29 protein-coding genes are annotated in these 26,073 nt (G+C 40.5%); 12 read left to right on the top strand and 17 right to left on the bottom strand.

Annotation, left to right across the window (positions count from 1 at the left end; all coding sequences use genetic code 11):
- Positions 1 to 18: 18 nt before the first annotated feature.
- Together J0656_RS06845 and J0656_RS06840 are read right to left on the bottom strand one after the other, a co-directional pair.
- On the bottom strand, positions 19 to 669 hold the full coding sequence (locus J0656_RS06845) for a 3'-5' exonuclease (protein WP_207032482.1): 651 nt from the start codon (positions 667 to 669) through the stop codon (positions 19 to 21).
- Positions 669 to 2,588, bottom strand: coding sequence for a DUF294 nucleotidyltransferase-like domain-containing protein (locus tag J0656_RS06840; protein ID WP_207032481.1), 1,920 nt, complete (start codon positions 2,586 to 2,588; stop codon positions 669 to 671). The genes J0656_RS06845 and J0656_RS06840 overlap by 1 nt, the downstream gene beginning before the upstream one ends.
- A 188-nt stretch (positions 2,589 to 2,776) precedes the next feature.
- On the opposite strand from J0656_RS06840, the gene J0656_RS06835 reads away from it, so the two are divergent.
- Positions 2,777 to 3,709, top strand: a complete 933-nt coding sequence (locus J0656_RS06835; protein ID WP_207032479.1) for a peptidylprolyl isomerase — start codon at positions 2,777 to 2,779, stop codon at positions 3,707 to 3,709.
- A 441-nt stretch (positions 3,710 to 4,150) separates the two neighbouring features.
- On the opposite strand, the gene J0656_RS06830 is transcribed toward J0656_RS06835, so the two are convergent.
- Positions 4,151 to 4,345 (bottom strand): cold-shock protein, encoded by a 195-nt coding sequence (locus tag J0656_RS06830; RefSeq protein WP_014034358.1) that lies wholly within the window; start codon positions 4,343 to 4,345, stop codon positions 4,151 to 4,153.
- A gap of 82 nt (positions 4,346 to 4,427) precedes the next feature.
- On the bottom strand, positions 4,428 to 5,066 hold the full coding sequence (locus J0656_RS06825; protein ID WP_207032478.1) for a peroxiredoxin: 639 nt from the start codon (positions 5,064 to 5,066) through the stop codon (positions 4,428 to 4,430).
- Between the two features lie 146 nt (positions 5,067 to 5,212).
- On the opposite strand from J0656_RS06825, the gene J0656_RS06820 reads away from it, so the two are divergent.
- Entirely contained in the window at positions 5,213 to 5,755 is a 543-nt protein-coding gene (locus J0656_RS06820) for a YfiT family bacillithiol transferase (RefSeq protein ID WP_207032476.1), read from the top strand.
- A 1-nt stretch (position 5,756) separates the two neighbouring features.
- On the opposite strand, the gene J0656_RS06815 is transcribed toward J0656_RS06820, so the two are convergent.
- From J0656_RS06815 to J0656_RS06800, 4 genes are all read right to left on the bottom strand, one after another.
- The gene (locus J0656_RS06815; protein ID WP_207032474.1) at positions 5,757 to 6,299 is read right to left on the bottom strand and encodes a GNAT family N-acetyltransferase; all 543 of its coding nucleotides are present in this window, start codon (positions 6,297 to 6,299) and stop codon (positions 5,757 to 5,759) included.
- A gap of 6 nt (positions 6,300 to 6,305) precedes the next feature.
- On the bottom strand, positions 6,306 to 6,866 hold the full coding sequence (locus J0656_RS06810; protein ID WP_207032472.1) for a thioredoxin family protein: 561 nt from the start codon (positions 6,864 to 6,866) through the stop codon (positions 6,306 to 6,308).
- Between the two features lie 94 nt (positions 6,867 to 6,960).
- Positions 6,961 to 7,341, bottom strand: a complete 381-nt coding sequence (locus tag J0656_RS06805; protein WP_108246537.1) for a PUR family DNA/RNA-binding protein — start codon at positions 7,339 to 7,341, stop codon at positions 6,961 to 6,963.
- A 75-nt stretch (positions 7,342 to 7,416) separates the two neighbouring features.
- Positions 7,417 to 9,171: an ABC transporter ATP-binding protein gene (locus tag J0656_RS06800; RefSeq protein ID WP_207032470.1), complete on the bottom strand. Its 1,755-nt coding sequence runs from the start codon at positions 9,169 to 9,171 to the stop codon at positions 7,417 to 7,419.
- Between the two features lie 181 nt (positions 9,172 to 9,352).
- Between J0656_RS06800 and nusB the strand changes: the two genes are divergently transcribed.
- The 4 genes from nusB to J0656_RS06780 all read left to right on the top strand — a co-directional run bounded on the left by nusB (position 9,353) and on the right by J0656_RS06780 (position 12,561).
- A complete protein-coding gene (nusB, locus tag J0656_RS06795) occupies positions 9,353 to 10,300 on the top strand; it encodes a transcription antitermination factor NusB (protein ID WP_207032468.1) in 948 nt (315 codons plus the stop codon).
- A 38-nt stretch (positions 10,301 to 10,338) separates the two neighbouring features.
- The gene (locus J0656_RS06790) at positions 10,339 to 10,815 is read left to right on the top strand and encodes a DUF1573 domain-containing protein (RefSeq protein WP_207032466.1); all 477 of its coding nucleotides are present in this window, start codon (positions 10,339 to 10,341) and stop codon (positions 10,813 to 10,815) included.
- Between the two features lie 14 nt (positions 10,816 to 10,829).
- On the top strand, positions 10,830 to 11,120 hold the full coding sequence (gene yajC / locus J0656_RS06785) for a preprotein translocase subunit YajC (RefSeq protein WP_207032464.1): 291 nt from the start codon (positions 10,830 to 10,832) through the stop codon (positions 11,118 to 11,120).
- Positions 11,121 to 11,211: 91 nt separating this feature from the next.
- A complete protein-coding gene (locus J0656_RS06780; RefSeq protein WP_207032462.1) occupies positions 11,212 to 12,561 on the top strand; it encodes a Gfo/Idh/MocA family protein in 1,350 nt (449 codons plus the stop codon).
- A 62-nt stretch (positions 12,562 to 12,623) separates the two neighbouring features.
- Here the strand turns inward: J0656_RS06780 and J0656_RS20440 are convergent, their stop codons facing one another.
- The 6 genes from J0656_RS20440 to pepT all read right to left on the bottom strand — a co-directional run bounded on the left by J0656_RS20440 (position 12,624) and on the right by pepT (position 18,313).
- Positions 12,624 to 12,896, bottom strand: a complete 273-nt coding sequence (locus J0656_RS20440; RefSeq protein ID WP_207032819.1) for a S41 family peptidase — start codon at positions 12,894 to 12,896, stop codon at positions 12,624 to 12,626.
- Between the two features lie 17 nt (positions 12,897 to 12,913).
- The gene (locus tag J0656_RS20115) at positions 12,914 to 13,552 is read right to left on the bottom strand and encodes a S41 family peptidase (RefSeq protein WP_207032460.1); all 639 of its coding nucleotides are present in this window, start codon (positions 13,550 to 13,552) and stop codon (positions 12,914 to 12,916) included.
- Positions 13,553 to 13,695: 143 nt separating this feature from the next.
- Complete coding sequence (locus J0656_RS06765; protein ID WP_207032459.1) at positions 13,696 to 14,784, bottom strand: hypothetical protein; 1,089 nt, start codon at positions 14,782 to 14,784, stop codon at positions 13,696 to 13,698.
- 10 nt (positions 14,785 to 14,794) lie between these two features.
- On the bottom strand, positions 14,795 to 16,318 hold the full coding sequence (locus J0656_RS06760) for a glycosyltransferase family protein (RefSeq protein ID WP_207032457.1): 1,524 nt from the start codon (positions 16,316 to 16,318) through the stop codon (positions 14,795 to 14,797).
- A 172-nt stretch (positions 16,319 to 16,490) separates the two neighbouring features.
- Positions 16,491 to 17,081: a YdeI/OmpD-associated family protein gene (locus J0656_RS06755; RefSeq protein ID WP_207032456.1), complete on the bottom strand. Its 591-nt coding sequence runs from the start codon at positions 17,079 to 17,081 to the stop codon at positions 16,491 to 16,493.
- A 2-nt stretch (positions 17,082 to 17,083) separates the two neighbouring features.
- On the bottom strand, positions 17,084 to 18,313 hold the full coding sequence (gene pepT, locus J0656_RS06750) for a peptidase T (RefSeq protein ID WP_207032455.1): 1,230 nt from the start codon (positions 18,311 to 18,313) through the stop codon (positions 17,084 to 17,086).
- A 104-nt stretch (positions 18,314 to 18,417) separates the two neighbouring features.
- On the opposite strand from pepT, the gene J0656_RS06745 reads away from it, so the two are divergent.
- The 5 genes from J0656_RS06745 (at position 18,418) to J0656_RS06725 (ending at position 22,087) form a co-directional block, all read left to right on the top strand.
- Positions 18,418 to 18,837: a hypothetical protein gene (locus J0656_RS06745; protein WP_207032454.1), complete on the top strand. Its 420-nt coding sequence runs from the start codon at positions 18,418 to 18,420 to the stop codon at positions 18,835 to 18,837.
- 56 nt (positions 18,838 to 18,893) lie between these two features.
- Positions 18,894 to 19,934, top strand: coding sequence for a quinone-dependent dihydroorotate dehydrogenase (locus J0656_RS06740; protein WP_207032453.1), 1,041 nt, complete (start codon positions 18,894 to 18,896; stop codon positions 19,932 to 19,934).
- A 6-nt stretch (positions 19,935 to 19,940) separates the two neighbouring features.
- Complete coding sequence (locus J0656_RS06735; protein ID WP_207032452.1) at positions 19,941 to 20,597, top strand: LysE family translocator; 657 nt, start codon at positions 19,941 to 19,943, stop codon at positions 20,595 to 20,597.
- Between the two features lie 21 nt (positions 20,598 to 20,618).
- Entirely contained in the window at positions 20,619 to 21,482 is an 864-nt protein-coding gene (locus J0656_RS06730) for a hydroxymethylglutaryl-CoA lyase (protein ID WP_207032451.1), read from the top strand.
- Positions 21,483 to 21,568: 86 nt separating this feature from the next.
- The gene (locus J0656_RS06725; RefSeq protein WP_207032450.1) at positions 21,569 to 22,087 is read left to right on the top strand and encodes an Aq_1264-related membrane protein; all 519 of its coding nucleotides are present in this window, start codon (positions 21,569 to 21,571) and stop codon (positions 22,085 to 22,087) included.
- On the opposite strand, the gene J0656_RS06720 is transcribed toward J0656_RS06725, so the two are convergent.
- On the bottom strand, positions 22,074 to 22,424 hold the full coding sequence (locus tag J0656_RS06720; protein ID WP_207032449.1) for a DUF6686 family protein: 351 nt from the start codon (positions 22,422 to 22,424) through the stop codon (positions 22,074 to 22,076). The genes J0656_RS06725 and J0656_RS06720 overlap by 14 nt on opposite strands.
- A 152-nt stretch (positions 22,425 to 22,576) precedes the next feature.
- On the opposite strand from J0656_RS06720, the gene guaB reads away from it, so the two are divergent.
- The gene (guaB, locus tag J0656_RS06715) at positions 22,577 to 24,049 is read left to right on the top strand and encodes an IMP dehydrogenase (RefSeq protein WP_176620548.1); all 1,473 of its coding nucleotides are present in this window, start codon (positions 22,577 to 22,579) and stop codon (positions 24,047 to 24,049) included.
- 28 nt (positions 24,050 to 24,077) lie between these two features.
- On the opposite strand, the gene J0656_RS06710 is transcribed toward guaB, so the two are convergent.
- Both J0656_RS06710 and lysA read right to left on the bottom strand, forming a co-directional pair.
- Positions 24,078 to 24,593: a thioredoxin family protein gene (locus J0656_RS06710; RefSeq protein ID WP_176620547.1), complete on the bottom strand. Its 516-nt coding sequence runs from the start codon at positions 24,591 to 24,593 to the stop codon at positions 24,078 to 24,080.
- A 100-nt stretch (positions 24,594 to 24,693) separates the two neighbouring features.
- Entirely contained in the window at positions 24,694 to 25,932 is a 1,239-nt protein-coding gene (gene lysA, locus J0656_RS06705) for a diaminopimelate decarboxylase (protein WP_176620546.1), read from the bottom strand.
- Positions 25,933 to 26,073: the final 141 nt, after the last annotated feature.

The raw sequence follows: 26,073 nt of genomic DNA, 5'->3' as shown, positions 1-26,073 counted from the left end.
AAATGAAGAGGGACCTCTTTATCTTAGGAGGTCCTTTATTTTTTGAGGTTTTAGTTTTTCAATGGTTCTCAAAAAAGCTATAGCTGTAATAAAGGCGTCGCCTAAAGCTGTATGTCTATCTTTTCTGGAGATACTGAATTTTTTGGCAAGGTCGTCCAAGGAGTATCTTTCCTTTTTTTGGACCACAGAAGAAATCAAAAGGGTTCTAATGTATAGGGATTCAGTGTCCAATGTCTTGTTTTTGAGTTTGGGCAATCCGTTCCTTTTGAGTGCGGCATTGATCATATTGACATCGAACATCACATGGTGTCCCACCAGTATATGACTTTTGGCATATACCAAAAATTGCTTCAGGGCTTCAAGTTCGGAAATAGTGTTCTTCTTACTTTTCTTGAGGATTCCATGGATTTCGGCGCTTTCTGAATCATAGTGCTCCTGTTGTATATAGACTTCAAAGCTCTCTTTTGTCACAATAGTGTTATTCAGCAGTTTCAAGGCACCAATACACAGCATCCGGTCTCTTGTTAAACTAAAACCAGTGGTCTCCGTATCCAACACTACAAAAATATTTTCATGGATATTCTCTGGAAGCTTTTCTTTGAAATGCTCCTCATAGGCCCACCAGAAATCCGGTAGTTCCAGCGCTTTCTTTTTGGAGAACGGCCACATTAGCGTAAAAGGTTTTTTACTTGGAACCTAACCTCTATCAAGGATTGAATTTCCTTGACAGTCTTGAAGGTTCTCTTCAGTTTGATTTTTTCTTCCTTGTTCAATTTATCCAAAGCAATATATCGGCCCGAATCGTTGTGCAAAAGCCCCTGTCTCGTTCTAAATTTCAACAATGCTTTACTGGCATAGGAGCAGGCTAGATAAAGCTCTTTATTATTGGGTTCCAATTCTGCGAGTTTTTCATAACGTTCGGCTGTATTGTTGATAGATTTGATGGAGTGGGATAAAATCAATACCCGTGCAGCATCTATAATGGGCATTAGGGCGCGAAGTTTTAAATCGAAAAAATCCTTGTGCTCGCCATCTTGCTCTACAAGAAAATCTCGGAAAAATCCTGACGGCGAAGGGTTTTGCAGCGCACCGCTTGCCAAATGGGTGAAGAATAATGGATATCCCTGTACACTGTCAAAAATACTTTGTGAGAGTTCATCGGCCAATGCCTTTTCTCCAAAAGTAACATTGTAATCAAAAAATATGGATGATAAAAGTATTTCATCTGGCCCAGGGTTATGTATCCAATGTCTTGTTACATCCTTCCACTCACTAAGGCTATGGCACCACGAACGGTTGGAAGCCATCATATCCGCTGGACAATATTCAAAACCAATGGTATTTAGCATTTTGGAAATCCGTTCGCCCAATTTTAGGAAATAGGCCCGGGTCACTTCTAAATTCTCCTTTGGTACATCTTCAAAAATGATGGCGTTGTCTTGGTCGGTGTTCAATAATTGTTCGCCACGACCCTGGCTGCCCATGCTCAACCAAGTGAACTTTACCGGGGGTTCTTTTTCCATTTTCGATAATGCGATTTTTACCACCTGCTTCGTGGAGGCATCATTGAGTTCGGAAATAATTTTGGAAATCAGTCCCAACGGAATGTTCTGTTCCAAATAACCTTGAAGCAGATTCATGATTCCATGTCGAATGCCCCGTAATCTTTTTGCTTTGGAAGCCCTTTTTATGGCGCGTAAAAGTACTGCGGGGTTGTTCCCGACAGCTACCATTATATCATGTTTGGATAATATTCCTGCCACTTTTGTGTCGGTCGTGCCGTCCTCGGTGAGCACTAAATGACTGATATCGCTCTTCATCATGGCCATTTGCGATTGCGCCAAAGTAAGTCCTTTGGGGTAGGTGATGATGGGGGATGACATTATAGATTGGGCGGATGCAGTAATGGGATATAATCCTGTTGCCACTTTTTTCCGGATATCCTTGTCCGTTATGATTCCCACGGGAAGGTCTTCCCGAACCACCAGCATACAACCTACATTGTGCTTGGTCATTTTGTTGGCAATCGTCTTTACTTGTGTGCCCTCCTTGCAAGTGATGAGCTTGGTGGAATATTTAATGGGCTGCAAATCCAGTATTTTGTCGCTGGAATATTGATTTGAATCGATGTTGTCCCCATAGAGCTTGCCACGATGTTTAATGGAATAGGGGTTTCCCGTATTGGAAGCAAAGCTTTCTATCAAAAAATTCCCGATACGTTTGTTTTCCAGCGCAAGAGGTTTAAAATCTTTTATGGGAATGGCGTAGAGGATGGTTTCTTCATAGGCCTTAGCTTCCAATTTATAGCTTTCGTTGGCCAATAGCGGTCGTAACCCGAATACATCTCCTTCATCACAAATATCCAATATCTGGCTCGAACCTGATTTGGAAAGTGCCACGGCACCTTTGTTCACCACATAAAAATTGTCGTGCGGGCTTTCACCTTGGGAGAAAACCACCGTGTTGGTCTCTTTGTGGATTATGGTGACCTCAATGGACAACTGCTCCAGCTGTTTGGGTTCCATGGCATTGAAGGGGGGATAGTTTTTTAGAAAATCGGCAATACGCTCGGATATGGTGTTTTTCATACTACTAATTTAAGCCTTGGTTTCATTTTCTAGAAATTATTGCTCCATAACCTTTTAATGGATGATTGTCTCATGTATACTGTATTTCTCAAAGTAATTACCGACTTTTTACCTTGCCCATAAACACCTATCTTTGCCCATCGGAAAAACAAGAATCCAATTTTCTAATAATCTATTAATCATATACAATGCAAGACGGAATCTACGCAAAGTTCAATACTTCCAAAGGTGAAATATTGGTGAAGCTTACGCATGATAAAACACCTGGAACGGTTGGCAACTTTGTTGCACTGGCAGAAGGGAATATGGAGAACAGTGCTAAGCCACAAGGAAAACCGTATTATGATGGACTAAAGTTCCACAGGGTAATTGCCGATTTTATGGTGCAGGGCGGATGTCCTTCCGGAACTGGAACCGGAGACCCAGGATACAAGTTCGATGATGAATTCCATCCAGATTTGGTGCATGATGGACCTGGAGTGCTATCCATGGCCAACGCAGGGCCCGGTACCAATGGGAGCCAATTTTTTATCACTCACGTAGCCACCCCATGGTTGGACAACAAGCATACAGTGTTCGGTCGTGTTGAAGAAGGCCAGGATGTTGTGGATGCCATTTCTCAAGGAGATTCGATTGAAACCTTGGAAATTGTAAGGGTAGGCGAAGAGGCCCAAAAATGGAACGCTATTGAGGCTTTCCGTACATTTGAAGGTGCAAGGGAAAAGCGTATTGCAGAGCAAAAGGCTGCCGCTGAGGCTGAAATGGAAAAGTTGGCCGCCGGTTTTGATAAGACCGATAGTGGGCTTCGTTATAAGATTATTCAAAAAGGTAGCGGTGCCAAAGCAGAAAAAGGTAAAACCGTATCCGTGCATTATGAAGGTGCTTTGACGAATGGTCAAGTATTCGATTCATCCTATAAAAGAAAGCAACCTATAGATTTTTCATTGGGCATTGGACAAGTAATTCCCGGTTGGGATGAAGGTATCAGTTTGCTAAAAGTTGGGGACAAGGCACGTTTTGTGATTCCTTCTCATTTGGCATATGGAAGTACAGGAGCTGGCGGAGTTATTCCACCTAACGCAACATTGATTTTTGATGTTGAATTGATGAATGTGAAATAAGAAATTTCACATCAAAATATAGAAAGCCTTCAGTAATGGAGGCTTTTTTTATTTGGCCCGGTTTACGCTCAAAAACAATAAACAGGCGTTAAGTGCAAGTAGTGCAACAAGAATGCTTAAAAAAGTTGTCATGGTTGTAACGTGTTTATTAGGTAACAGTTCAACGGTAAAAAACCCTACCTATTGCCCTAATCTACTTTTTTGTTACTTTTTTGAACCATTGACGCTCCATACCAATAGCAGGGCATTGACAATCAATAAAAACGAAAGTACTCCGAAAAAGGTATTCATTTATTGTTAGGTTTATATGGTTATGGGGAACAGTGTTTGTTTATTTCTTAGATAGTAAACTTTGGAATGGTTGCGTAGAATTTGAAAAAAAAGCAAAAAAAAAGCCTGGGCAGAAGCCCAGGCTTGTCTAGAAAAAAAGTTTATTATAACCTAATCCGCAACTTGTACGTTAACGGCGTTCAATCCTTTTTTACCTTGTTGTAGTTCGAATTCTACAACGTCACCTTCTCTGATTTCATCGATTAAACCTGAAATGTGTACGAAGTGATCTGTGTTTGAACCATCTTCAGTGATAAATCCGTAACCTTTAGAATCATTGAAGAATTTTACTGTTCCTTTACTCATAATATAAATTGAAAAAATTAAATTGGCTCCAAAGGTACGTTTAATTTATTGGCAATCAGTTTTTTTCTTCAAATAAAATAAATTAAGCTGTTGGATCAGGCGTCAAACGTAGGTATGGTTTTACTTCTTCTACCCCTTTTGTAAAAATATTTTTCGCTTCTTCTGTAGGTATGGCAGGGCTAACTACCACTTTTTCACCGTTTTTCCAGTTGGCTGGAGTAGCTACTTTATGGTTTGCTGTTAGCTGTAATGAATCCACAACTCTGAGCAATTCGTAAAAATTACGTCCGGTAGAGGCGGGATAGGTGAGCGTAAGTTTGATTTTTTTATCTGGATCGATAATGAATACCGAACGAACGGTCAATGTATTGTCTGCGTTAGGGTGGATCATATCATAAAGATCGGACACCTTTCGCTCTACGTCTGCAACTATCGGAAAATTCACCTCAGTGTTTTGGGTTTCATTGATATCTTTGATCCATTCCAAGTGTGAAGCGGCCCCATCGACACTCAAAGCCATCATTTTTACATTTCTTTTGTCAAACTCATCCTTGAATTTGGCCGCGGTGCCCAATTCAGTTGTGCAAACGGGCGTGAAATCAGCAGGGTGGGAGAACAAAATTCCCCAGCTATCCCCAAGATATTCATAAAAATTCAATGTTCCTTCCGAAGTAACCGCAGTAAAATCTGGAGCGGTATCTCCCAATCTTAAAGTTGCCATATATTTTTATTTTTAGGTTTATAAATTAGTACTCTACAAAATTACTAGATTATTTGGTTGTCTGGTTGTAAATCAGTTAAAAGTGTATTAAAATACGGCTTTTTTGATGAAGTGTATTATTGTCGAAAAGTTATTATTTTTAGTATATGGAAAATGAAACCTTGGAACAACTGCGCTATCCGATCGGGAAATTTGAAACTCCCGAAACCATTACAAGTGATGATCTCGAAAAATGGATCACTGATTTGGAAACACTCCCTCAAAGGTTAAGTGATTTGGTTGCCCCGCTTTCGGAGCAACAACTCGAAACCCCTTATCGTCCCGGAGGTTGGACGGTACGGCAGTTGGTCCATCATATTTCTGACAGTCACCATAACAGCTATATACGTTTTAAGTGGGCGTTGACAGAGGATACTCCGACCATAAAGGCCTACAATGAAAAGGCTTGGGCGGAGTTGTTCGACACCCGGACAGCTCCAATACTCATGTCGTTGTACCATTTGAGTGCCATACATGCCAAGTTGGTGTATTTGTTGAAGGGACTTTCAGAAGAGGATTTGCAACGGAGTTTTATCCATCCCGATGGAAACCAAAAAACCAATTTAAAGGAGAACATTGGGCGTTATGCATGGCATGGCAATCACCATTACTCGCATATCTTAAATTTGGTTGAACGCAAAGGGTGGTAGGCTAAAGTTCTTTGGTCAAAATATACATGGGCTTCTCTTCTGGTTTTACACGGGGAAGTGTTACTTCGCTCTCCCTTTTAATGATAAAGCCATTTTTTTGATAAAACTGTACTGGTTTGCCTTTTTGCATGGCATCCAGCCAAATGACTTTTTTGTTCAGTGCCCTGGCCGTTTCTTCAATAAACTGAATCAATTGTTTACCAATGCCTTTGCCTGAATGCTCTTTTAAAAGATAGATTTTTTCGGCTTTTAATGCCTCGGTATCCAATATTTCATCAATGCCACGGTCTTTCAGCAATTTAAGGACGCCAACCGTTTCATCTCCCAAGTTGACCAGAAAATTCAAAGCATTGGGGTCTTGTAGTTCACGTTCTACAACCTCAGACGTAAAACCATTTGAAATGTATGGTGTTGGGTCTTCATTCTCCCATAAATGGAGGTAATTCTCGCGATAGGATTTAATGCCAATGGTCAAGTAGATTGTAAGGTTGTCGTGGTTGACAGGGACCAATGTTACGGTATTGTCCAAAACAGCACAGTTCATTTATAGTTAGGTGTTTTTCCATTTGATATTACATCCCAAACTCGGTTTTTGGTCTTGGTCAACCTCTTTTCCTTCCAGAATAGCGTCTATTGCTTTTTTAAGATCGAATCCTGTTAGGGGAACATCGTTTTCAGGTCTGGAGCCATCAAGTTGCCCTCTATAAACCAAGGTTAGTTGGGAATCAAAAAGATAAATATCCGGTGTACAAGCTGCATCGTAGGCTTTGGCGACCTCTTGGGTTTCATCATACAAATATGGAAATGTATACCCCTCTTCTTTTGCTTTTTGTTTCATAAGATCTGGGGAGTCCTGGGGGTAGTTTTCCACATCGTTACTCGATATAGCGACAAACGCAATACCTTTTTCTTGATATTTCTTGGCCAATTCAATAATCATTGGGTTTACATGGATCACAAAAGGGCAGTGGTTGCAAATGAACATGACCACCGTGCCTTTTTCACCTTTTGCACTGTTCAACGATACGGATGTGCCGGAAATGGTATCGAAAAGTTTAAAATTCGGAGCCTTGGTGCCCAAGGGAAGCATGTTGCTGGGTGTCCTAGCCATGGTTCTTAGTTTTTTGTTGTGGTAACGCTATGGTAAAAATAAAAAAACGACCTGCAAAATACAGGTCGTTTTAAATTATTGAAGGAATTGTTTTTTAAATATCGTCAAAACTCACATCGGTAAAATTGCTACCGGTAGCAGTTCCATTCTCACTGAAAGTTTCTTCTTCATCCTCCTTTTTAAAATCTTTTTGGTGGCGTTCGGAGATGACTTCGCTTCCTTTTTCGTCAATGATGTAGTCCATCATCTCTTCCATAATCTCACGGAAAGCGCTAAAATCCTCTTTGTACAAATAAATTTTGTGCTTTTTGTAGTGGAAAGAACCATCATCGTGAGTAAACTTTTTACTCTCTGTTATGGTAAGGTAATAGTCTCCGGCCTTGGTGCTTCTGACGTCGAAAAAGTAGGTTCTTCTTCCTGCTCTTAAGACTTTCGAATAAATCTCTTCCTGATCCATTGTATCTTTCTGGCCCATATGGTATAGTGTATTTAGTACTATGTTGAATTACGTTACCAAAAATGTAAAAAAAAAGCTAATTCAGCAACTTTTTTATGATTCTTTGCCCGAAAGCTGATTAATGTAAAGGTCTTTATAATACCCATCAGTATTATTCAGTTCTTCATGTGTGCCTTCTTGGATGATGCTTCCGTTGTCCAAGACTATAATCTTATCCGCGTTTTTGGCAGATGATACCCTATGGCTCACAATCAATGTGGTCTTGCTTTTTGAAACTTTTTTCAAATTATTGAGAATTTCTTCCTCTGTTTCGGTATCCACTGCAGAAAGGGAATCGTCGAACAAATAGATTTTTGGGTCTTTGAGCAACGCCCTGGCTATGGAAACACGTTGTTTTTGACCACCGCTCAAGGTAATGCCACGTTCGCCTAAAATGGTGTTGTATTTTTTGGCAAAGCCTTCGATGTTTTTATGGACGACCGCTTTTTTTGCGACCTCTACAATTTCATCATGTGTGGCGTTCTCATTACCAAAACGGATATTGTTCTCAATAGTGTCCGAGAATAGGAAAGCATCTTGCGGTACGGCTCCGATTGAACTTCGTAAACTGTCCAGATTTAGGTTTTGAACGGGTATTCCATCAATCAATACTTCGCCTGAAGAGGTGTCGTACAAACGTGCCACCAAATCCAATATGGTCGATTTTCCGGAGCCTGTTTTCCCTAAAATAGCTACGGTCTGTCCTGCTTTTATCGAAAACGAAACATTTTTTAGGGCAGTGATATTGGTATCCTCGTAGGTGAAAGTCACATTCTTGAATTCGATATCGCCTTTGATCGGGGTAGGCTCCTTTACCATGTTTTGGATGGAGGGTTCCTCTTTCAGAAATTCGTTGATTCTTTTTTGTGAAGCTTCCGCCCGTTGTACAATGGATGTAAGCCATCCTACAATGGCCACGGGCCATGTGAGCATATTCACATATAATATAAATTCTGCAATGATTCCAATGGTTTCAATTTCCCCATTGATGTATTGGCGCCCTCCAATATATATAACGAACAGGTTGCTCACCCCGATCAGTAGTATCATCAAAGGAAAGAACCATGCATTTACTTTGGCCAAGGCCATACTGGTATCTTTTCCCTCTTGGGCCAAATCGCGTAACTCATTATTGATACGTGGCTCAATACTATACGCTTTGATCACCGATATTCCTGAAAAAGATTCTTGGGTAAACGTGGAAAGGGTGGATAGAAATTCCTGCACCTTGGTGCTCCTATTGTGGATTATCTTACTGATTTGATATATCAAAACCGATAAGATGGGTAACGGGAGCAGTGTATAGGCCGCAAGAGTGGGAGCTTTTATAAACATGAGCGGAATCAAGCAGGCAAAAAGCGTCAAGGTCTGTATACCGTACATAATGGCAGGTCCACCGTACAAACGCACTTGGTTGATGTCCTCACTGATTCGGTTCATTAGATCCCCGATTCTGTTTTTTTTGTAAAAATTGAGGCTAAGGAGCTGGTAATGGTCAAACACCTCATTTTTAAGGTCGTATTCAATATATCTGGAAACATTGATGATGGTCTGGCGCATCAAAAAAGTAAATAGCCCTGAAAGAATGGCCGCTCCAACGATAATCAGAATGTATTGAAGCAAAAGTCCCTTGGCATCCGATAACGTAATCACATCCGACATGAAATCCTCCACCGCTTGGATGGATTTGTTCACGTAAGAGGGCATTACAAGGGAAAAAATCCGTGCAATTATGGTAATCAATATACCCAATAGCAGTTTAAGCCAATATTTCTTAAAATATTTATTTAAGTGCTTCAGTTCTTTCATAAGAGGGAGAAAGGTGGTTTTTTAGCTTCGATATAAGCAGACAATCCCGCAAATATATACCATACCTCACAAAGTAAATGTTATAAAACTGATAAGAAAGTAACTTTGGTAGGTAAGAATCAAATATAAGATTACTTTTGCGGTGTGAAAGCCAAATAATGACTTTAAAAGTTCTTTAAACATGTTAACCAGAAGGCACATTAGGGTAAAAGTGATGCAATGTATTTATGCATTGGTGCAATCCAAGGACGATTCGCTTCAAAAGCAGGAAAAGTTCCTAAGAGTGAGTATAGAAAATATGTACGTTCTATATCTTTTGATTTTAAGCCTTTTGGCAGAACTGCACCGTTTGGCCGAAAAACATGTAAGCCACGCTTCCAAAAAATATGTGGCCACCGAAGAGGATAAATATCCCAATCCAGAAAAATTTGTAAAAAACCGATTGCTTTTGCAACTGGTCAACAACGAGGCGTTGAAGAATGAACTCTCCAAGCGCAAACTGGACAATTGGTACCTGAACGATGAATATGTGAAAATCATCTACAAAGAAATTATGGCCAGCGAAATATATAAGCAATATATGCTGAACGGAGCCGATGATTATACTGATGACCGTGATGTGGTGCTACAATTGTTCAAAGAGATTATAGCTCCCAACGAAAAAATATACGATTACTTTGAGGACGATAAGCTTACTTGGGTAGATGATTTCCCCATTGTAAATACTTTTTTGGTAAAACGGCTTAAAAAGGCCAAGCCAGATTCTGGAGATCGTTTCTTTTTGCCTGCATTGCTCAAGGATCAGCAGGATATGGACTTTGCCAACGACCTTTTGACCAAGACACTTCTTAACGATGGTAAATGGGAGAAGGAGATTGAGGGAAAAACCCCGAATTGGGACAACGACCGTATTGCGGAGATCGACTCCATTATCCTTAAAATGGCAATATGCGAGTTACTTAACTTTCCGTCCATTCCAGAAAAAGTGACCCTGAACGAGTATTTGGAGATTGCCAAAGAGTATTCTACACCCAAGAGTAGCATATTTATAAATGGGGTGTTGGATAAGTTGGCAAAAGAGTACAAATCGGATGGAAGGCTGCAAAAAATAGGTAGGGGTCTACAATAAACAATAATTCCTTAATTTTGGGAAAACAAATTTTAATCATGAAAAGAATAACAACAATTTTTAGTTTGATAGCAGTGGTTGCCCTAACCAGTGTATCATGCAAGGACAAAGCATCGCAAAAGATAGTTGCTGACAATGTTGAAAGTGCTGTAAGCAGAGATGAGGCCGATAAAAAAGTTCCTGTAATGACCTTTGAGAAAACCGAGCACGATTTCGGTACCATCCAAAGAGGAACACCTCAAGAAACCGTATTTACCTTTACCAACACAGGTAATGCTCCATTGATCATTACAGATGCTAAAAGTAGCTGTGGTTGTACAGTGCCAAACCCTCCAAAAGAGCCTATCGCTCCAGGTGAAAAAGGAGAATTGTTGGTGAAATTCAACGGTTCTGGTCAAAACCAGGTGACCAAAACCATTACGGTAACAGCAAACACCGCCAAAGGTTCTGAAATCGTAAGAATCAAAGCATTTGTACAAGCACCAGAAGCCACACCAGCTGGTCCTGTAAAATAAATTAAAAGACCTAAATGGAAAACTTACAACAGTTTTTACCACTGATATTGATTTTTGCAGTGGCATATTTTTTTATGATTCGCCCGCAGATCAAACGTCAGAAGGATGAGAAAAAATTCGCTTCCGAATTAAAAAAAGGAGACAAGATTATTACCAAGAGTGGTTTACACGGTAAGATTGTGGAATTGAACGACAAGGATTTTTCCTGTGTCATCGAGACCATGGCTGGCCGTTTAAAGTTTGATCGCTCTGCCATTTCCATGGAAATGAGCAAAAAATTAAATACTCCCGACGAAAAGAAGTAAGCGAAAACAGTATATTACATCAAGAACGTCCCTTAGGAATTACATTTCGAGGGACGTTTTTTTTGTATCTTATTCCAAATTTTGAAAAAATATGGGAACCAGAAGACAGTTTGTAAAGCAAAGTAGTTTGGGAGCTGCGGCCATGGGAGCATCAATGGTATTGCCAACAGAGTTGCTGGCATCAATTAGAAAAACCATCAGTCCAAATGATAAAATTCAGGTTGGCCTTATTGGTTGTAAAGGAATGGGCTTTTCCGATTTGAGTTCTATGTTACAGAACAGCGAGGTCGAAGTTGTAGCCCTTTGCGATGTGGACGAAAATGTGCTTCGAGAAAAAACGGCCGAGCTGGAAAAAGGAGGAATCAAAAAGCCTAAATGGTATTCCGATTACCGAAAACTGTTAGAAGATAAGGATATTCATATCGCCATTATTGGAACGCCGGACCACTGGCATTGCCTACAACTTACCGATGCCATTGATGCTGGTAAGGATGTATATTGTGAAAAGCCCATAGCCAATTTCGTGGCCGAGAGCGATGCCATGTTGGCCAAGGTAAATGCAAGTGATAGAATGGTGCAGATAGGCCAATGGCAACGCAGCGAGCCCCATTTTGTAGATGCAATTAATTATGTGCATTCCGGTAAGCTGGGACAGATAAGGCTAGTAAAAACATGGGCGTACCAAGGGTGGATGTCATCCGTTCCCGTGGAGCCCAATGGCCCTGTACCTGCTGGCGTAGATTATGATATGTGGTTGGGACCAGCGGAGAACAGGCCCTTCAATCCAAACAGGTTCCACTTTAATTTCAGATGGTTTTGGGACTATGCAGGAGGATTAATGACGGATTGGGGCGTTCATTTGATTGATTACGCTCTTTTCGGAATGAAGGCGTCTACGCCCAAATCTGTGATGGCCATGGGCGGTAAGTTTGCCTACCCCAACGATGCGGCCGAAACACCTGATACGTTGCAGACTGTTTACGATTTTGGAGACTTTTCCCTTTTGTGGGAACATGCCACTGGAATTGACGGCGGCAATTACGGACGAAACCACGGGGTTGCCTTTATTGGCAACAATGGGACTTTGGTACTCGATCGTGGTGGTTGGGAGGTAATCCCGGAACACGATCGGCCACATTGGAGTCAAGATTTAGGACCTAAAATTGAAGCGGTTCCACTGCAAAAAGGCGTTGGCCAAGGTTTGGGATTGCATACACAAAACTTTTTGGAAGCAGTAAAGTCGAGGGATAAATCAATCTTGAAGGCCCCGATTAAAATCGGTTATGATGCCGCGGTGGTGAGCCATATGGGGAATATTGCCTACAAAACAGGCGAACGCTTATTCTGGGATGCGGAAAACCATAAGTTTAACCATTCGGAAGCCGATGCTCTAATATCCAAGCAGTACCATAATGGATGGAAGTTCCCGAAGATAGGGTAGTTTTTGATTAAAATTAGGGGTGAGGTTGGGAATTGTATTTAATCTACCGTTAGGTGAGGGGGCTATTTCTGTAATATCCATTCGACAGCTTCTATTTTTGGACGATAAGATATTATATCTGGGCTTATTTGGTTTCCATATAGTTTTTTGTTTCTGTCGGCCATAATAGATGTTGTAAGCACAAGTTTTGCGCCGTCACTTAAATCATAAACTACATTGCCAGTAGATAATCCGGCAGTAGTTTCTCCGAATGATTTAACAGTTGGAAGACCTTTGAATGCAATAACAATTGCTTCTCCAGAACTTGCCGTTCTTTTTCCTGTAATTATTGCGATTTTGGAGGCTTCTTTTTTTAGAACGTATGATTTTCAAGTTTCAATTTAATCTTGCTTCCGTTGTAAACTGCATTTTCTTTAAAGCCCCATTCCGAATTGTTGTTTTCCCAATCAAAAAAATAACCTGAAATTCCCTCTCCAATCAAAGGGGCAAGTCCCAAATACATTGGCCACATGTTTCCACCGGAATTCTCGGAAAGGTCAATTACCCATCCTTTAGTTTCAGATCTATCCAAGGCTTTTATTTTTTTTTGAATATTGGATGCATATTCTAGGGCGGCATCGCCACTTTGGTTAAAAGCGGGGACTTTTAAATAGGCTACATTTTTGTTAAAGAGTTTTGCTTCAATTTCGGGTATAGTTTGAATAGTTGCTATACTTTTTAGTTTAGGTTGTTTTCTTATGAAAAAGCTGTGGTTGTCATTGAGCTCTACTATAAGCTCATCAATTATCGGATAAATTTCTTCAATAGTTTCTTTTCCCTCTGCTTTTTTAAGTGTAGAGCTTTTTAGGCTCTTCCAATCAATATTTTTTGTGTTTATTGAGTTATCCTTCATAATGTCCATTACATTGCTCAAATAAACTTCTGGTTCACTTTTGCACGAAGCTAAAAGAATGATTAAAGATATTATGAGGACTTTTTTAGTATACAGCATAATTGCCATTTAATTATTGTTTCACCAATTTTCAATCTAGGATATCGATAACCAGTTCGGTGGCGGTAAGTGAATTTAGTGTTCTTAGGATCAAATATCCGTTAGAGATTGACCAATGCCCTGTTTCAGTTGCCCCACTCGACTTACCGTTCAGCGTCTGTGGCAACTGTTATTTTTCCATGCTGCCACCCTTTGGGTAGGTGTAGGTTCATTCCAGTTTTATTTTCAACATCGATTAAATCATTCCTAAGGGAAATACTCCGTAATCCGATAACATTTCTATTGTTATTTGTTGTTTCCAAAGCTGCATCATTCGGAATGACTCCAAGAAATCCATAGGATGTTGATTCATGATTATTTAAAGCTGCAGTTCGCCAATCTTCTATTTGGGCTAATTCATACGGTGATATTTCACCCTGTTTCAGTGCATTTAATAATTTTGGCCTTAAATAAGCGTAGATGGTGTCTTTCGAATTGTAATTTACGGATATTGAATTATGATGACTTAAAATCACGGAGCCCCATAAATTATTCCCTATAAGTCGTTCACCTGGATAACCATAATTTTTTAAAATTTGCTCCAGTTGTTCTAACTGCTGCTCGCTATGAGGGGCAAATTTTTTTTCAGAATATCTCCGTTTGGCTTTTTGTCCAATTCTGAACAATGCCCCAAGTGCTTTTTTCTGGTCCTTTTTGAACATTTCATGAACTTGTTCCTTTAGTGGCAAGTTTAGCCCTGTTATATAGGTTTTATGGAGTGAATCATATTCGGATAAAAGCTTTGACCATTCCGAAGATTCTTTTAATGACTGTAAATTGTCATTTTTTTTGATGCTCTTCAGTGTCCAACCAGCTTTGATTCCCAGTCTCGTGAACTGTAATCCTGATTGATGATCATTTTGATATGCACTGAGTTCAGTTGCAACTTTGATGTCTCTAAGAAACGAGAAATCAAACTGTTTAAATAGAGAATCAAATGTATCAATTGCAGAAGTGTATTTTCCTTCAGCAATTAGCTGTTCACATTCAAGTACTTTGGAATGGTAGTTCAGGTAGTTTTCTTGGGCTTTACTTTTGACAGAAAACAAAAGACAGCCAATAAAAATAAGGGTCAGTGAAAATTTAGTCATAAAACAAAAGAATGCATTTTGACTGTAAATAGCTGTGAATGAATAGTTAAATATCGTTTCACGAATGTTTTGGATTACAATAGGGAGGTCAGGGGTTGCCAATCAATGGACTTTATTTAAAATCATACAAAACAGCAAAAGTATCCTCTGTCAAGGCAATTCGCTTTACTTCTTCAGCCTGTTGGTCAAATACCTCCATAAAAGATTCCACGGTAAGTTTGGAAGGATATTCCAAAATGTTGGCGACCACAAACCATGCTTCATCAAGATCCATGTTGTCCAGCTTGGCAGTCAATTCTTCCGGGGTGGTTTCTGAATGCATAATATAGTAATCATCAAAACCATTTTTCGGAGCATAATAGTCAATTTGTAGATAAGCCCTTGGATGCACTAAAATTTGTTGTTCTGGTTGAAGTTCCTTTTTAATTTCTACCAAAAGCTTTTCGGTAGGGTCAAAATCGTTAGGAAGGCCGAGCAGACCCAAGGTTGCCATCAAAAAACTGGGCAAAGCCAGAATAATGGCAATACTGTAGACCAGCCATTTTTTTATAAAAGGGACTTTTTCCCTTAGAAAGGCCAGTCCGTACATGGCGAAAATAATGAACACCCAGAAGGTGGCTGGTCCGTACCTAGAGGTCAACGGAAGAATGTAAAGTAGTGCCAACGAAAAATTCATGGCAATAAAAAGCGCTAACAAAACGCCCCGTTTTAAGTCTTTTTTTAGCAAGGCATAAATTCCCAATAGACCCAATATCAAAAGCAAGGTCGAAATAATGTTGATAAAAGGTATGGGAAAGGTGATTGCCAAAAAGTAGAACATAACTTCATAAAAGCTGCTCCAAACCCACAATGGGAACTCGGCAATACTGCTTGGAGGAAAACCATAGGCATGAGTGTCGCCCATAGCATCCTTTACAGTAGGGTCCAGCGCCATTAAGGTGTAGAGAACGGTGAGCACACCTCCCAAAATCCAAAGACTGCTTGTTAAAACTAGGTTGAGCTTTTTGTTTTCCTTGGATGCGGTCCAAAACAGATAAGGTACGGCCCCCGCCAAAAATGCGGTGCAGATTAGGGAAGAAAATGTTCCAAATCCACCGATTAAACCGACCAACAAATATTGCCACTTTTTTAAAGGGCCTTCCTGCATCCTAAGCAATGAAAGCGTAATAAAAACAATATACATCAGTTCTACAGCATAGGGCTTTGCCGAGGTGCCGTAAAACCAAGAACCCAGAGCGGTACAAATTAGGGCCATTGTTATTACCAAGTATAAGCCTTTAAGGTATCGGGCGGTTATTTTGTAAAGCAGGAACAGTGCAGTGATGGAGCATATTACCTGGTACAAACGCAATAACAGCTCGCTGGACTGGCCCACGAGCAATAATAATCCCTTTTGCACTAGATAATAACCCGGTGCCACTACTTGATTGTACTCGGGCTGTGTTGTTAAGAGTTCGCTCATCGACATGTTTTCCAGATTGACAACATTGAACAATTCGTCCATCCAATACGATATACCTCCCAAGTACTGCACAACTCGAATCAATATGCCAATAATAAATACAACAATCAGTGAGATTCTGGTCCATTTTCCTAGAGCGGAAAAAGAGACATGCTCTGGTTTTAGAGTTTCCATAAATTGAGGTTAGTGTGTAACTGACTAAAAATCAGAATAAAAAATGAAAAAAGCAATAGATGTCCAGAAATTTGGAGAAGGAACTGCTCGGGTTTTAATCTTTTGTGTGCCGGGTAATTGAAGATTTTAATGAAAAGAAAAACCTGTTTCTGTAATGAAGAAATGTTTGCTCTTAACGATACCCATCATTCAGCCCCAAACCATCTTGAATCATGGGAAGTATTTTTTCCAGCCTACGCAATTTGGTTTTCTCTTGTTTGGCCTCGGCAATGTACTCGCAGAACTCTTTTTGTTTGTAGGGCGTAAATTTTTCAAAGGAGGATTTTAAAACGGAATCACTGTCAAGTTTGGATTGGAGCAATTCAGGAACCTCTACCTCTTTGGTTTTCTCGGCTTTTATTTCCAATCCTTTTTTCTGGTTGTCCAGTGCCTCCTTCATATAGCCAAGTACTATTTTCTCGTCCACTTCATCCAAGCTCTGGAACTTCCAATGTCGCATCCCCTTGGTCTTGCCATCCTGTGCATTCTCCAAAACCTTTTTTGGATCCTTTAAAAATACACCGTTAAAGAACCAGACCCCAAAGTGGTTTTTGAACTTGCAAATACCAAAGACATTCTTGTTGTTCAGCGTGTATACCGGAATACTCCATTTAAAATGCTCCTCGGCCTCGGTTTTCAGGGCAATTTCCCTCAAAAAGTTAATCCCTTCCCTAAACGGATGTGCCTTGGTATAATATGCTTCCAGTTTTTCGCCCCTATCCATAGTTATCTGATTTGACTTGCAGTAAGTTCGCAAATTTTTACGATAACCATCACTGCTTTTTGCATGCTTTCCAAAGGAACGTACTCGTATTTTCCATGAAAATTGTGTCCTCCTGCAAAAATATTGGGGCAGGGTAGTCCCATAAAACTGAGCTGAGAACCATCTGTTCCACCACGAATCGGTTTGATAATTGGTTCTATTTGGAGAGATTTCATCGCCTCTTCCGCGATCTCCACAATATGATACATTGGTTCTACCTTTTCCCGCATGTTTTTGTACTGGTCCTCAATGGTAAGATTCACATAATCCCCATATTTTTTGTTGAGCTTTTCCTTGATGTCGTTCAAAAGGTCTTTTCTTGCCTGAAAATGCACTGCATCGTGATCACGGATGATAAGTTCTATTTCTGCCTTTTCAATTTCCCCTTTGATTTTGTGTACATGGAAGAAGCCTTCCCGCCCAGTAGTGTGCTCAGGAACCTCACTTGGAGGCAAATGGGTTAAATAGTCGTTGGCAATCCCAATGGCGTTTACCATTTTATTCTTTGCATATCCGGGATGCACACTTTTTCCCGTTATGGTAATTTTGGCCTTTGCGGCATTGAAGTTTTCATATTCCAGTTCGCCCACCTGACTGCCATCCATGGTGTAGGCCCATACGGCGCCGAATTTTTCCAAATCAAATTTGTGTGCACCGCGTCCAATTTCTTCATCGGGAGTGAATGCAATCCTAATTTTGCCATGTTTGATCTCGGGATGTTGAATCAGGTATTCCATTGCCGTGATAATTTCAGCAATACCTGCTTTGTCATCAGCGCCCAAGAGAGTAGTACCATCGGTGGTAATCAAGGTTTGTCCTTCGTAAGCCTTTAAATCTTCAAAATAATCGGGAGATAGGACAATGTTGTTCAACTTGTTCAGTACAATATCCTTTCCATCATAATTTTCAATGATCTGAGGTTTTACATTTCTGCCCGAGAAATCCGGGGAGGTATCAAAATGTGAGACAAAACCAATAGTCGGCACCCTTTTTTCAATATTGCTGGGCAGGGTTGCCATAATGTAGGCGTTCTCGTCAATGGAGACCTCTTGCATACCGATTTGGTGCAGTTCCATCACCAATTTTTTGGCAAGGTCCCATTGTTTTTCAGTACTTGGAGTAGTTTGCGAATACGGGTCACTTTGGGTATCAGTGGTCACGTAATCTAAAAATCGGGACAATAATTTTTCCATGGTCGGGTGTCGAGTTTCATCAAAAATAATGCTTATTCAAATGTAATTTTGCAAATCAAGGGCATTAATAAGTATCTTTCACGAACCATTAAAATCAACTTCACTTGAAACCGCTAGTATATTTTCTTTTTTTGATATCTGGATTTTACGGAACGGCCCAGATGGATTGTATTTTAGGTGTTGGCGGTAGGGATAACGAGACCATTACCAAAGTTTTTGAGCTGACGGAAGAGCAGCGGGAGAACTTAAAAAATTGGAGCGCCGAACTAAAAATCAGGAACGATATTTTTAAGGAACGGGCAGAGTACCTAATGAAACAAAACGAGGACAGCTCGCCCGAAGTTCTGATTGAAGTGTCCAGAAAGTACCAATCCTTTATTGATAGCATGGCAAAAAACGTCCACATGATGGATAAAAGACTGTTGGAGAGTTTTACCCAAACACAATATGATAGGTATTTGAAGCTATGCAACCAAATGACCCTGCGCCCCATCTACGTAAATAGGTCTGTTGACGAAAATTGACCGAAATGTTAAGAACTGTTTTAAGAGTTTTTATTTTTGTCCAAAATCCATTCTGAATGTACAAAATCCTTATTCGTCCGGTACTTTTTTTATTTGACCCAGAAGCCGTGCACCACTTTACTTTTAGGGCTATAAAATTTTTTTCAAGATTGGGTTTGGGCGGTATTTTTCGAAAGATTTTTGTTGTTGATAACCCGAGATTGGAACGGGAAGTATTTGGTGTGAGATTTAAGAATCCAGTTGGTTTGGCCGCTGGTTTTGATAAGGATGCCAAATTGTACAACGAGTTTTCGGATTTTGGGTTTGGATTTGTGGAAATTGGAACTGTAACCCCGAAACCACAGCCGGGGAACCCTAAAAAAAGATTATTCAGATTAAAGGATGATAAGGCCATTATCAATAGGATGGGGTTCAACAACAAAGGGGTCTTTGAGGCTGTTGAGCAGTTGAAGAAAAGGCACCGTGTAATTGTTGGAGGTAATATTGGAAAGAACAAAGTAACAGCTAACGAGGACGCATTGAAAGATTATCTCATCTGTTTTGAAGCTTTGTTTGATCATGTGGACTATTTTGTGGTAAATGTGAGTTCGCCCAATACGCCAGGCCTAAGAGAGTTACAGGATAGGGAACCGTTGACCAAGTTGCTGAAAAAGCTAAAAAGTCAGAATAAAAAACTGGCCAAGAGCACGTCCAAGATAGAAAAACCGATATTATTGAAGATTGCCCCTGATTTAACTGACGACCAACTGTTGGACATCATCGAAATTGTTGCCGATACAAAAATTGATGGTGTAATTGCCACAAACACTACTATTGCGCGAAACGATTTAAAATCACACCTTACCTTATCTGAAGAAACTGGAGGATTAAGCGGTAAACCCTTAACTGATAGGAGTACAGAGGTAATCCGATTTTTGGCCGATAACAGTAGAAAAGCATTTCCGATTATTGGGGTGGGAGGTATTCATTCAGAAGCCGATGCATTGGAAAAATTGGAGGCAGGCGCGGATTTGGTACAGCTTTATACTGGTTTTATTTACGAGGGCCCTGCACTTATCAAAAAAATCAACAAAGCCATTTTGGAGAAAATGGATTAAGAAAATATGTACGGTTTGCTAATATTTCTGGAAACCATCAATACCCCTATATTGATTGGCTTTTTAGTCTCATCTTTGGTACTCGCCATTTCGCCGGGACCTGATAATATTTTTGTACTTACCCAAAGTATCAGCAACGGCACAAAATCTGGTTTGGCCACTGTTTTGGGATTGGTTTCGGGCTGTTTGGTGCATACCACACTGTTGGCTTTTGGGGTGTCTGAAATCATTAAACAAAGCGATACCTTGTTTTTTGTCATCAAATTGTTTGGTGCCATATATTTATTGTATTTGGCCTATCAAGTTTATCGTAGCGATGATTCAATTCTTCTGGACGACAAAAACAAAACTGTCAAATCACCCCGAAAACTTTTTTGGACTGGGTTCACCATGAATGTGCTCAACCCCAAGGTCACTATCTTTTTTTTGGCATTTTTTCCTGGTTTTTTGTTCAGTGACAGTCTCAGTACCGTTGTTCAATTTTATATTTTGGGATTGCTTTTTATGCTTTCTGCCCTTATTGTTTTCGGTACAATTGCAGTTTTGGCGGGTAAAATCACCAAGTATCTTTCGCGTCATCAAAAAACAGGATTCTATTTAAAATGGGTTCAGATAGTTGTTTTTGTGGGGATTGCCGTTTATCTATTTTTATCGGATAAATAAGTGCTATTTTTACGAAAGCCTATGTCAAAAGTTAAACTCATAGAATGTCCACGGGACGCCATGCAGGGTATCAAAACCTTTATCCCAACGGATGAAAAGGTAAAGTATATACAATCCTTGCTGGGATGCGGTTTTGATACGATTGACTTTGGAAGTTTTGTATCCCCCAAGGCTATACCGCAGATGCAGGATACAGCAGAGGTTTTGGCAAAGTTGGATTTATCGCGCACCAAAAGCAAGCTTTTGGCCATTGTGGCCAATGTTCGTGGGGCGCAGGACGCATGCGAACATAAAGCCATAGACTATTTAGGTTTTCCTTTTTCCATTTCCGAGAACTTTCAGATGCGGAACACACATAAGACGATAGATCAATCGGTGGAAACGTTAAAGGGAATCTTGGAACTGGCAGATGCAAACAATAAAGAGGTGGTCACCTATATTTCCATGGGGTTTGGGAATCCCTACGGAGATCCTTGGAACGTGGAGATTGTAGGGGAGTGGACCGAAAAGCTGGCCGAAATGGGAACCAGAATACTATCGTTGTCGGATACCATTGGCAGTTCTACACCCGAGGTCATAGATTATTTGTTTTCCAACTTGATTCCCAAATATCCAGATATTGAATTCGGGGCCCATTTGCACACTACGCCCACAAAATGGCACGAAAAGGTGGATGCGGCTTACAAAGCTGGTTGTCGCCGTTTTGATGGTGCCGTTCAAGGATTTGGCGGCTGTCCCATGGCCAAGGACGAATTGACGGGCAATATGCCCACGGAAAAAATGCTCTCCTATTTTACAGCCGAGAAAGCTGATTCGGGTGTCAATTGGATGGTTTTTGAAGCTGCCTATAATAAGGCAACGGAATTGTTCTCCGTGTATCATTAAATCTTTTCAGAACACATAAAATCAACCTTCATTTATTTAGATTGAGTCTAAATTGATATATTTGATGCTTCCAACGATTCATCATTATGAAGTACAACGGTCTATTGCCCAATTTACCCAAAGAATTGCGTGTTTTTATTGCAACTTTCGTGATTGTTCTCTCCGTGGGATACTTCACTGGATTGCTTTTTATCCAAGAAACCGAGTCGACAACCCCAGTTGGGATTGAAGAAAATTACTTGGGCAACGAGGATGATGAGGATGCCGAAGTGATGAAGTTTAAAAAAGGAGAGCGTGAAATGTTGACGGTGGTTCACACACACGTGCTATCCATGTCCCTTATATTTTTTCTATTGGGTGGATTGGTTTGGCTTACAAAGGCTCCGAGAAAACTAAAGCTATTTTTGACCCTTGAACCATTTCTTTCTATTATTCTGACCTTCGGTGGTATCTATGTGATGTGGTCCGGAGTCAGCTGGTTTAGGTACATCGTTGTTTTTTCTGGAATGTTGATGACCTTTACCTATACGGGCTCGGCAATTTTGGTCCTTTGGCAATGTCTGTTTCCGAACAAATTCAAAATATCGAGTATTAGTTCTCAATGAATTGATAGTCGATTTCATCGTGACTTAATAACTCTACCCCTTGCTTTTCAAAGCACAATAAGCTTAATAGTTCGTTGACCTCTTCCTTGTTTACCAAGATGATGAAGTGCTTTTTGCCCACGGAGATTGGAATTTTACGTTGATGGCCCCAATTTTTCAAGTGTTTTTCCCAATAGGGAATATCTAGCTGTTCAATGTATTCTCGTAAAGCGTCTAGCTCCCATTCATACAACTCAAAACAGAGGTTGTTGTATAGTAATTGAAATAATTTGGTGTGGTCACAGAAAGTCAACACCCCATTTTTCGACCGGCTCATCACATTCAAAAATCTGCACATAAAAAAAGATTTGAACCCTAAAGGTAATAATTATATAGAATGATTCTAAATAATCGAACAAATTTCTAGGAGCCGAAAAAATGTAATACGGGCACAGCGAGGTAATCCAATAAATTAGTGGTATATTTGCACGCAATTAATCCGTAATTGCAATGGAAGCTCACCAGAACAAAATTGTTGGAGAAGGACTTACGTACGACGACGTTCTTCTTGTGCCGGCATACTCCGAAGTACTTCCCAGAGAAGTAAATATTCAATCAAAATTTACAAAGAACATCACCATAAATGTCCCCATTGTTTCCGCAGCGATGGATACAGTGACCGAATCCCGTATGGCCATAGCCATGGCAAGGGAGGGCGGTATTGGTGTGCTTCATAAAAATATGACCATAGAGCAACAAGCACTTAAGGTCAGAAAAGTAAAGCGGGCAGAGAGTGGAATGATCATGGATCCTGTTACTCTACCATTGGAATCCTTGGTGCGCGATGCCAAAGCAAGTATGAGAGAGCATAGTATCGGTGGAATTCCCATTGTGGACAGCAACAAAAAGCTGATCGGTATTGTGACCAATCGTGATCTTCGTTTTGAGAAAAATGACGATAGGCCCATTGCGGATGTAATGACGTCCGAAAATTTGGTGACTGTCGCCGAGGGTACTTCACTTCAACAGGCAGAAGTGATCCTGCAAGAGAACAAAATTGAAAAACTTCCGGTAATAAATGACAATGACGAGCTTATAGGCCTCATTACCTTTAGGGATATTACGAAACTTACCCAAAAACCCATAGCCAATAAGGACCAGTACGGACGATTGCGCGTAGCTGCGGCAATTGGCGTCACAGGAGATGCGGTAGATCGTGCAGCAGCCTTGGTCAAGGCTGGCGTAGACGCCGTAATCATAGATACGGCTCACGGGCACACCAAAGGTGTGGTAAGTATTTTAAAGGCGGTAAAGAAATCGTTCCCGGAACTGGAAGTGGTCGTCGGAAACATAGCGACTGCTGAAGCCGCAAAATACTTGGTAGAGGCCGGTGCCGATGCCGTAAAGGTTGGAATCGGGCCAGGTTCCATTTGCACCACGCGTGTTGTGGCGGGGGTTGGATTTCCCCAGTTTTCCGCTGTTTTGGAAGTTGCCGCCGCATTAAAGGGGACTGGTATTCCTGTTATCGCGGATGGAGGAATCCGATATACCGGTGATATCCCAAAAGCATTGGCGGCCGGGGCGGACACCGTAATGTTGGGGTCCTTGCTTGCGGGCACCAAAGAATCTCCGGGAGAAACCATAATCTACGAAGGAAGAAAGTTTAAATCTTACCGCGGAATGGGCTCTGTAGAAGCCATGAAGCAAGGTAGTAAAGACAGATACTTTCAGGACGTTGAGGACGATATCAAAAAGTTGGTTCCAGAAGGTATAGTTGGCCGTGTGCCTTACAAAGGGGAATTAATGGAAAGCATGCACCAGTTTATTGGTGGGCTGCGGGCAGGTATGGGCTATTGCGGTGCCAAGGATATCGAAACCCTTAAAAACAACGCTCGATTTGTAAAGATTACATCAAGCGGAATTCACGAGAGTCACCCACATAATGTTACGATTACAAAAGAAAGTCCGAACTATAGCAGATAAGAAATAAGGTCAAAGCGGCTGGGGAATTTTATTTCCCAGCGTAGCTTTGCCAATCTTTGTCCTTATAAATGTTGTCGCCAAAGTATTTGGCAATCTGCATAAAAGGTTCCACCTGTTGATAACCGGGAACGGGAGATAACATATTTAGAGATTCATCCAAGAAAACAACCGTAGGATAGCTCATTTTTCCCTGTAATAGTGCAGCTGCAAGCTCATGGTAGCCTCTTCTTCCCGAGGGAACATACTTGAAGGTCTTACCTTGATATACGATAGGGTCTTTACCTTCAGCATCCATTTTTACCATATAGAAGTTGTCCTGCATATATTTGGATACTTCGGGGTTTTGAAAAGTGTTTTGGTCCATTTTTTTGCACCATCCGCACCAGTCCGTATAAACATCCACAAAGATTTTTTTGGGTTTGGCATCCGTTTTGGAAAGTTCAACGGCCTCTTCCCATGATATCCAGTTAATATCTTGAGCTTGAATACTAAAGCTAGTGAATACTAGAAAAAGTAAGCTGATTTGGGTAAAAATTGAGCGCATAGTCTTGGTTTTTTGACGTAATCGTCGTCGTATCAATACAAAACTAACGAAAATTGTGCCAAAAAAGTATTGCCTTTAACAGTCTAATAATGCTTTGTGCTTACTTTACGGTTTGCTTTTTTGATGGTTCAAAAAGTTCCTTAACGTCAACTTGATTATTCAAGATATCATCAAAGGTTTCCCTTTTTCTAATCAAATGTGCTTTGCCTTGATACCAAAGTACTTCCGCGGGCCTGTATCTGGAGTTGTAATTGCTTGCCATGGTAAAACAGTAAGCACCGGCATTTTTAAAGCATAGGATGTCCCCTTCGGATATTTCGTTGATTCTGCGGTTGCTTCCAAAGGTATCTGTCTCACAAATGTACCCCACTACGGAGTAATAACGCTCCCTGCCTTTTGGATTGGAAATATTTATAATTTGATGGTTGGACCCATACAGCATAGGTCTTATCAAGTGATTAAAACCTGAATCGATACTGGCAAAAACGGTAGAGGTGGTTTGTTTTACCACATTTACTTTTGCCAAAAAGAAGCCAGCTTCGCTTACCAAGAATTTACCCGGCTCAAAAGCAAGGGTAAGCTCTCTACCATATTCTTTGCAAAACTCATTGAACCTTTTGGTCAATTTTTTGCCCAACTCATCCACATTGGTCTGTATATCACCTTCTTTATAAGGAACTTTAAACCCGCTACCAAAGTCGATAAACTCTAGATCCTTGAAGTTTTTCGCGGTTTCAAAAAGTATTTCCGAAGCATAAAGAAAAACATCAATATCCAAAATATCGCTACCTGTGTGCATGTGAATACCGTTGATGTTCATGTTGGTCAACTCCACAATACGCAATAGGTGTGGAATCTGATGTACGCTGATTCCAAATTTAGAATCGATATGTCCCACGGAGATGTTGGAATTTCCTCCCGCCATCACATGAGGGTTGATACGGATACAAACGGGAATATCAGGGTGCTTGCTTCCAAACTGTTCCAAAATGGAAAGGTTGTCTATATTCACCTGAACCCCTAGTGCTGCGGCTTCCTCAATCTCTTCCAAAGAAACCCCGTTAGGGGTGAAAATGATGGATTCCGGTTTAAACCCGGCCAGAAGGCCTAATTTTACTTCTTGTATGGATACCGTATCCAGACCACTCCCAAGACTGTTCAGCAATCGTAGGATGCTAACATTCGACAAAGCTTTGGCCGCATAGTTCAGCTTTAGATTGGGTACGCCCTTAAAAGCATTGGTGAGCTTTTTGTATTGTGATGTGATCTTATCGGCATCATAAACATATAGCGGTGCGCCAAATTGCTCGGTTAGCTGAAGTAAGTCCTTAGAATTCATATTGTACGGTATTTTGAGCAAAACTATATTTTGTTGTTTATACACGCAAGAAATAAAACATTTTTATCAAAATATAACAAGTTGTTTTATTTAAAACAACTATGGTTTTTTTGGAGTTGCGGATTTAGGTTTTCATCTGTA

Origin of the sequence: Flagellimonas aurea (assembly GCF_017313785.1) — a bacterium.
Classification (GTDB): domain Bacteria; phylum Bacteroidota; class Bacteroidia; order Flavobacteriales; family Flavobacteriaceae; genus Flagellimonas; species Flagellimonas aurea.
This window is presented reverse-complemented; position numbering and strand designations above follow the sequence as displayed.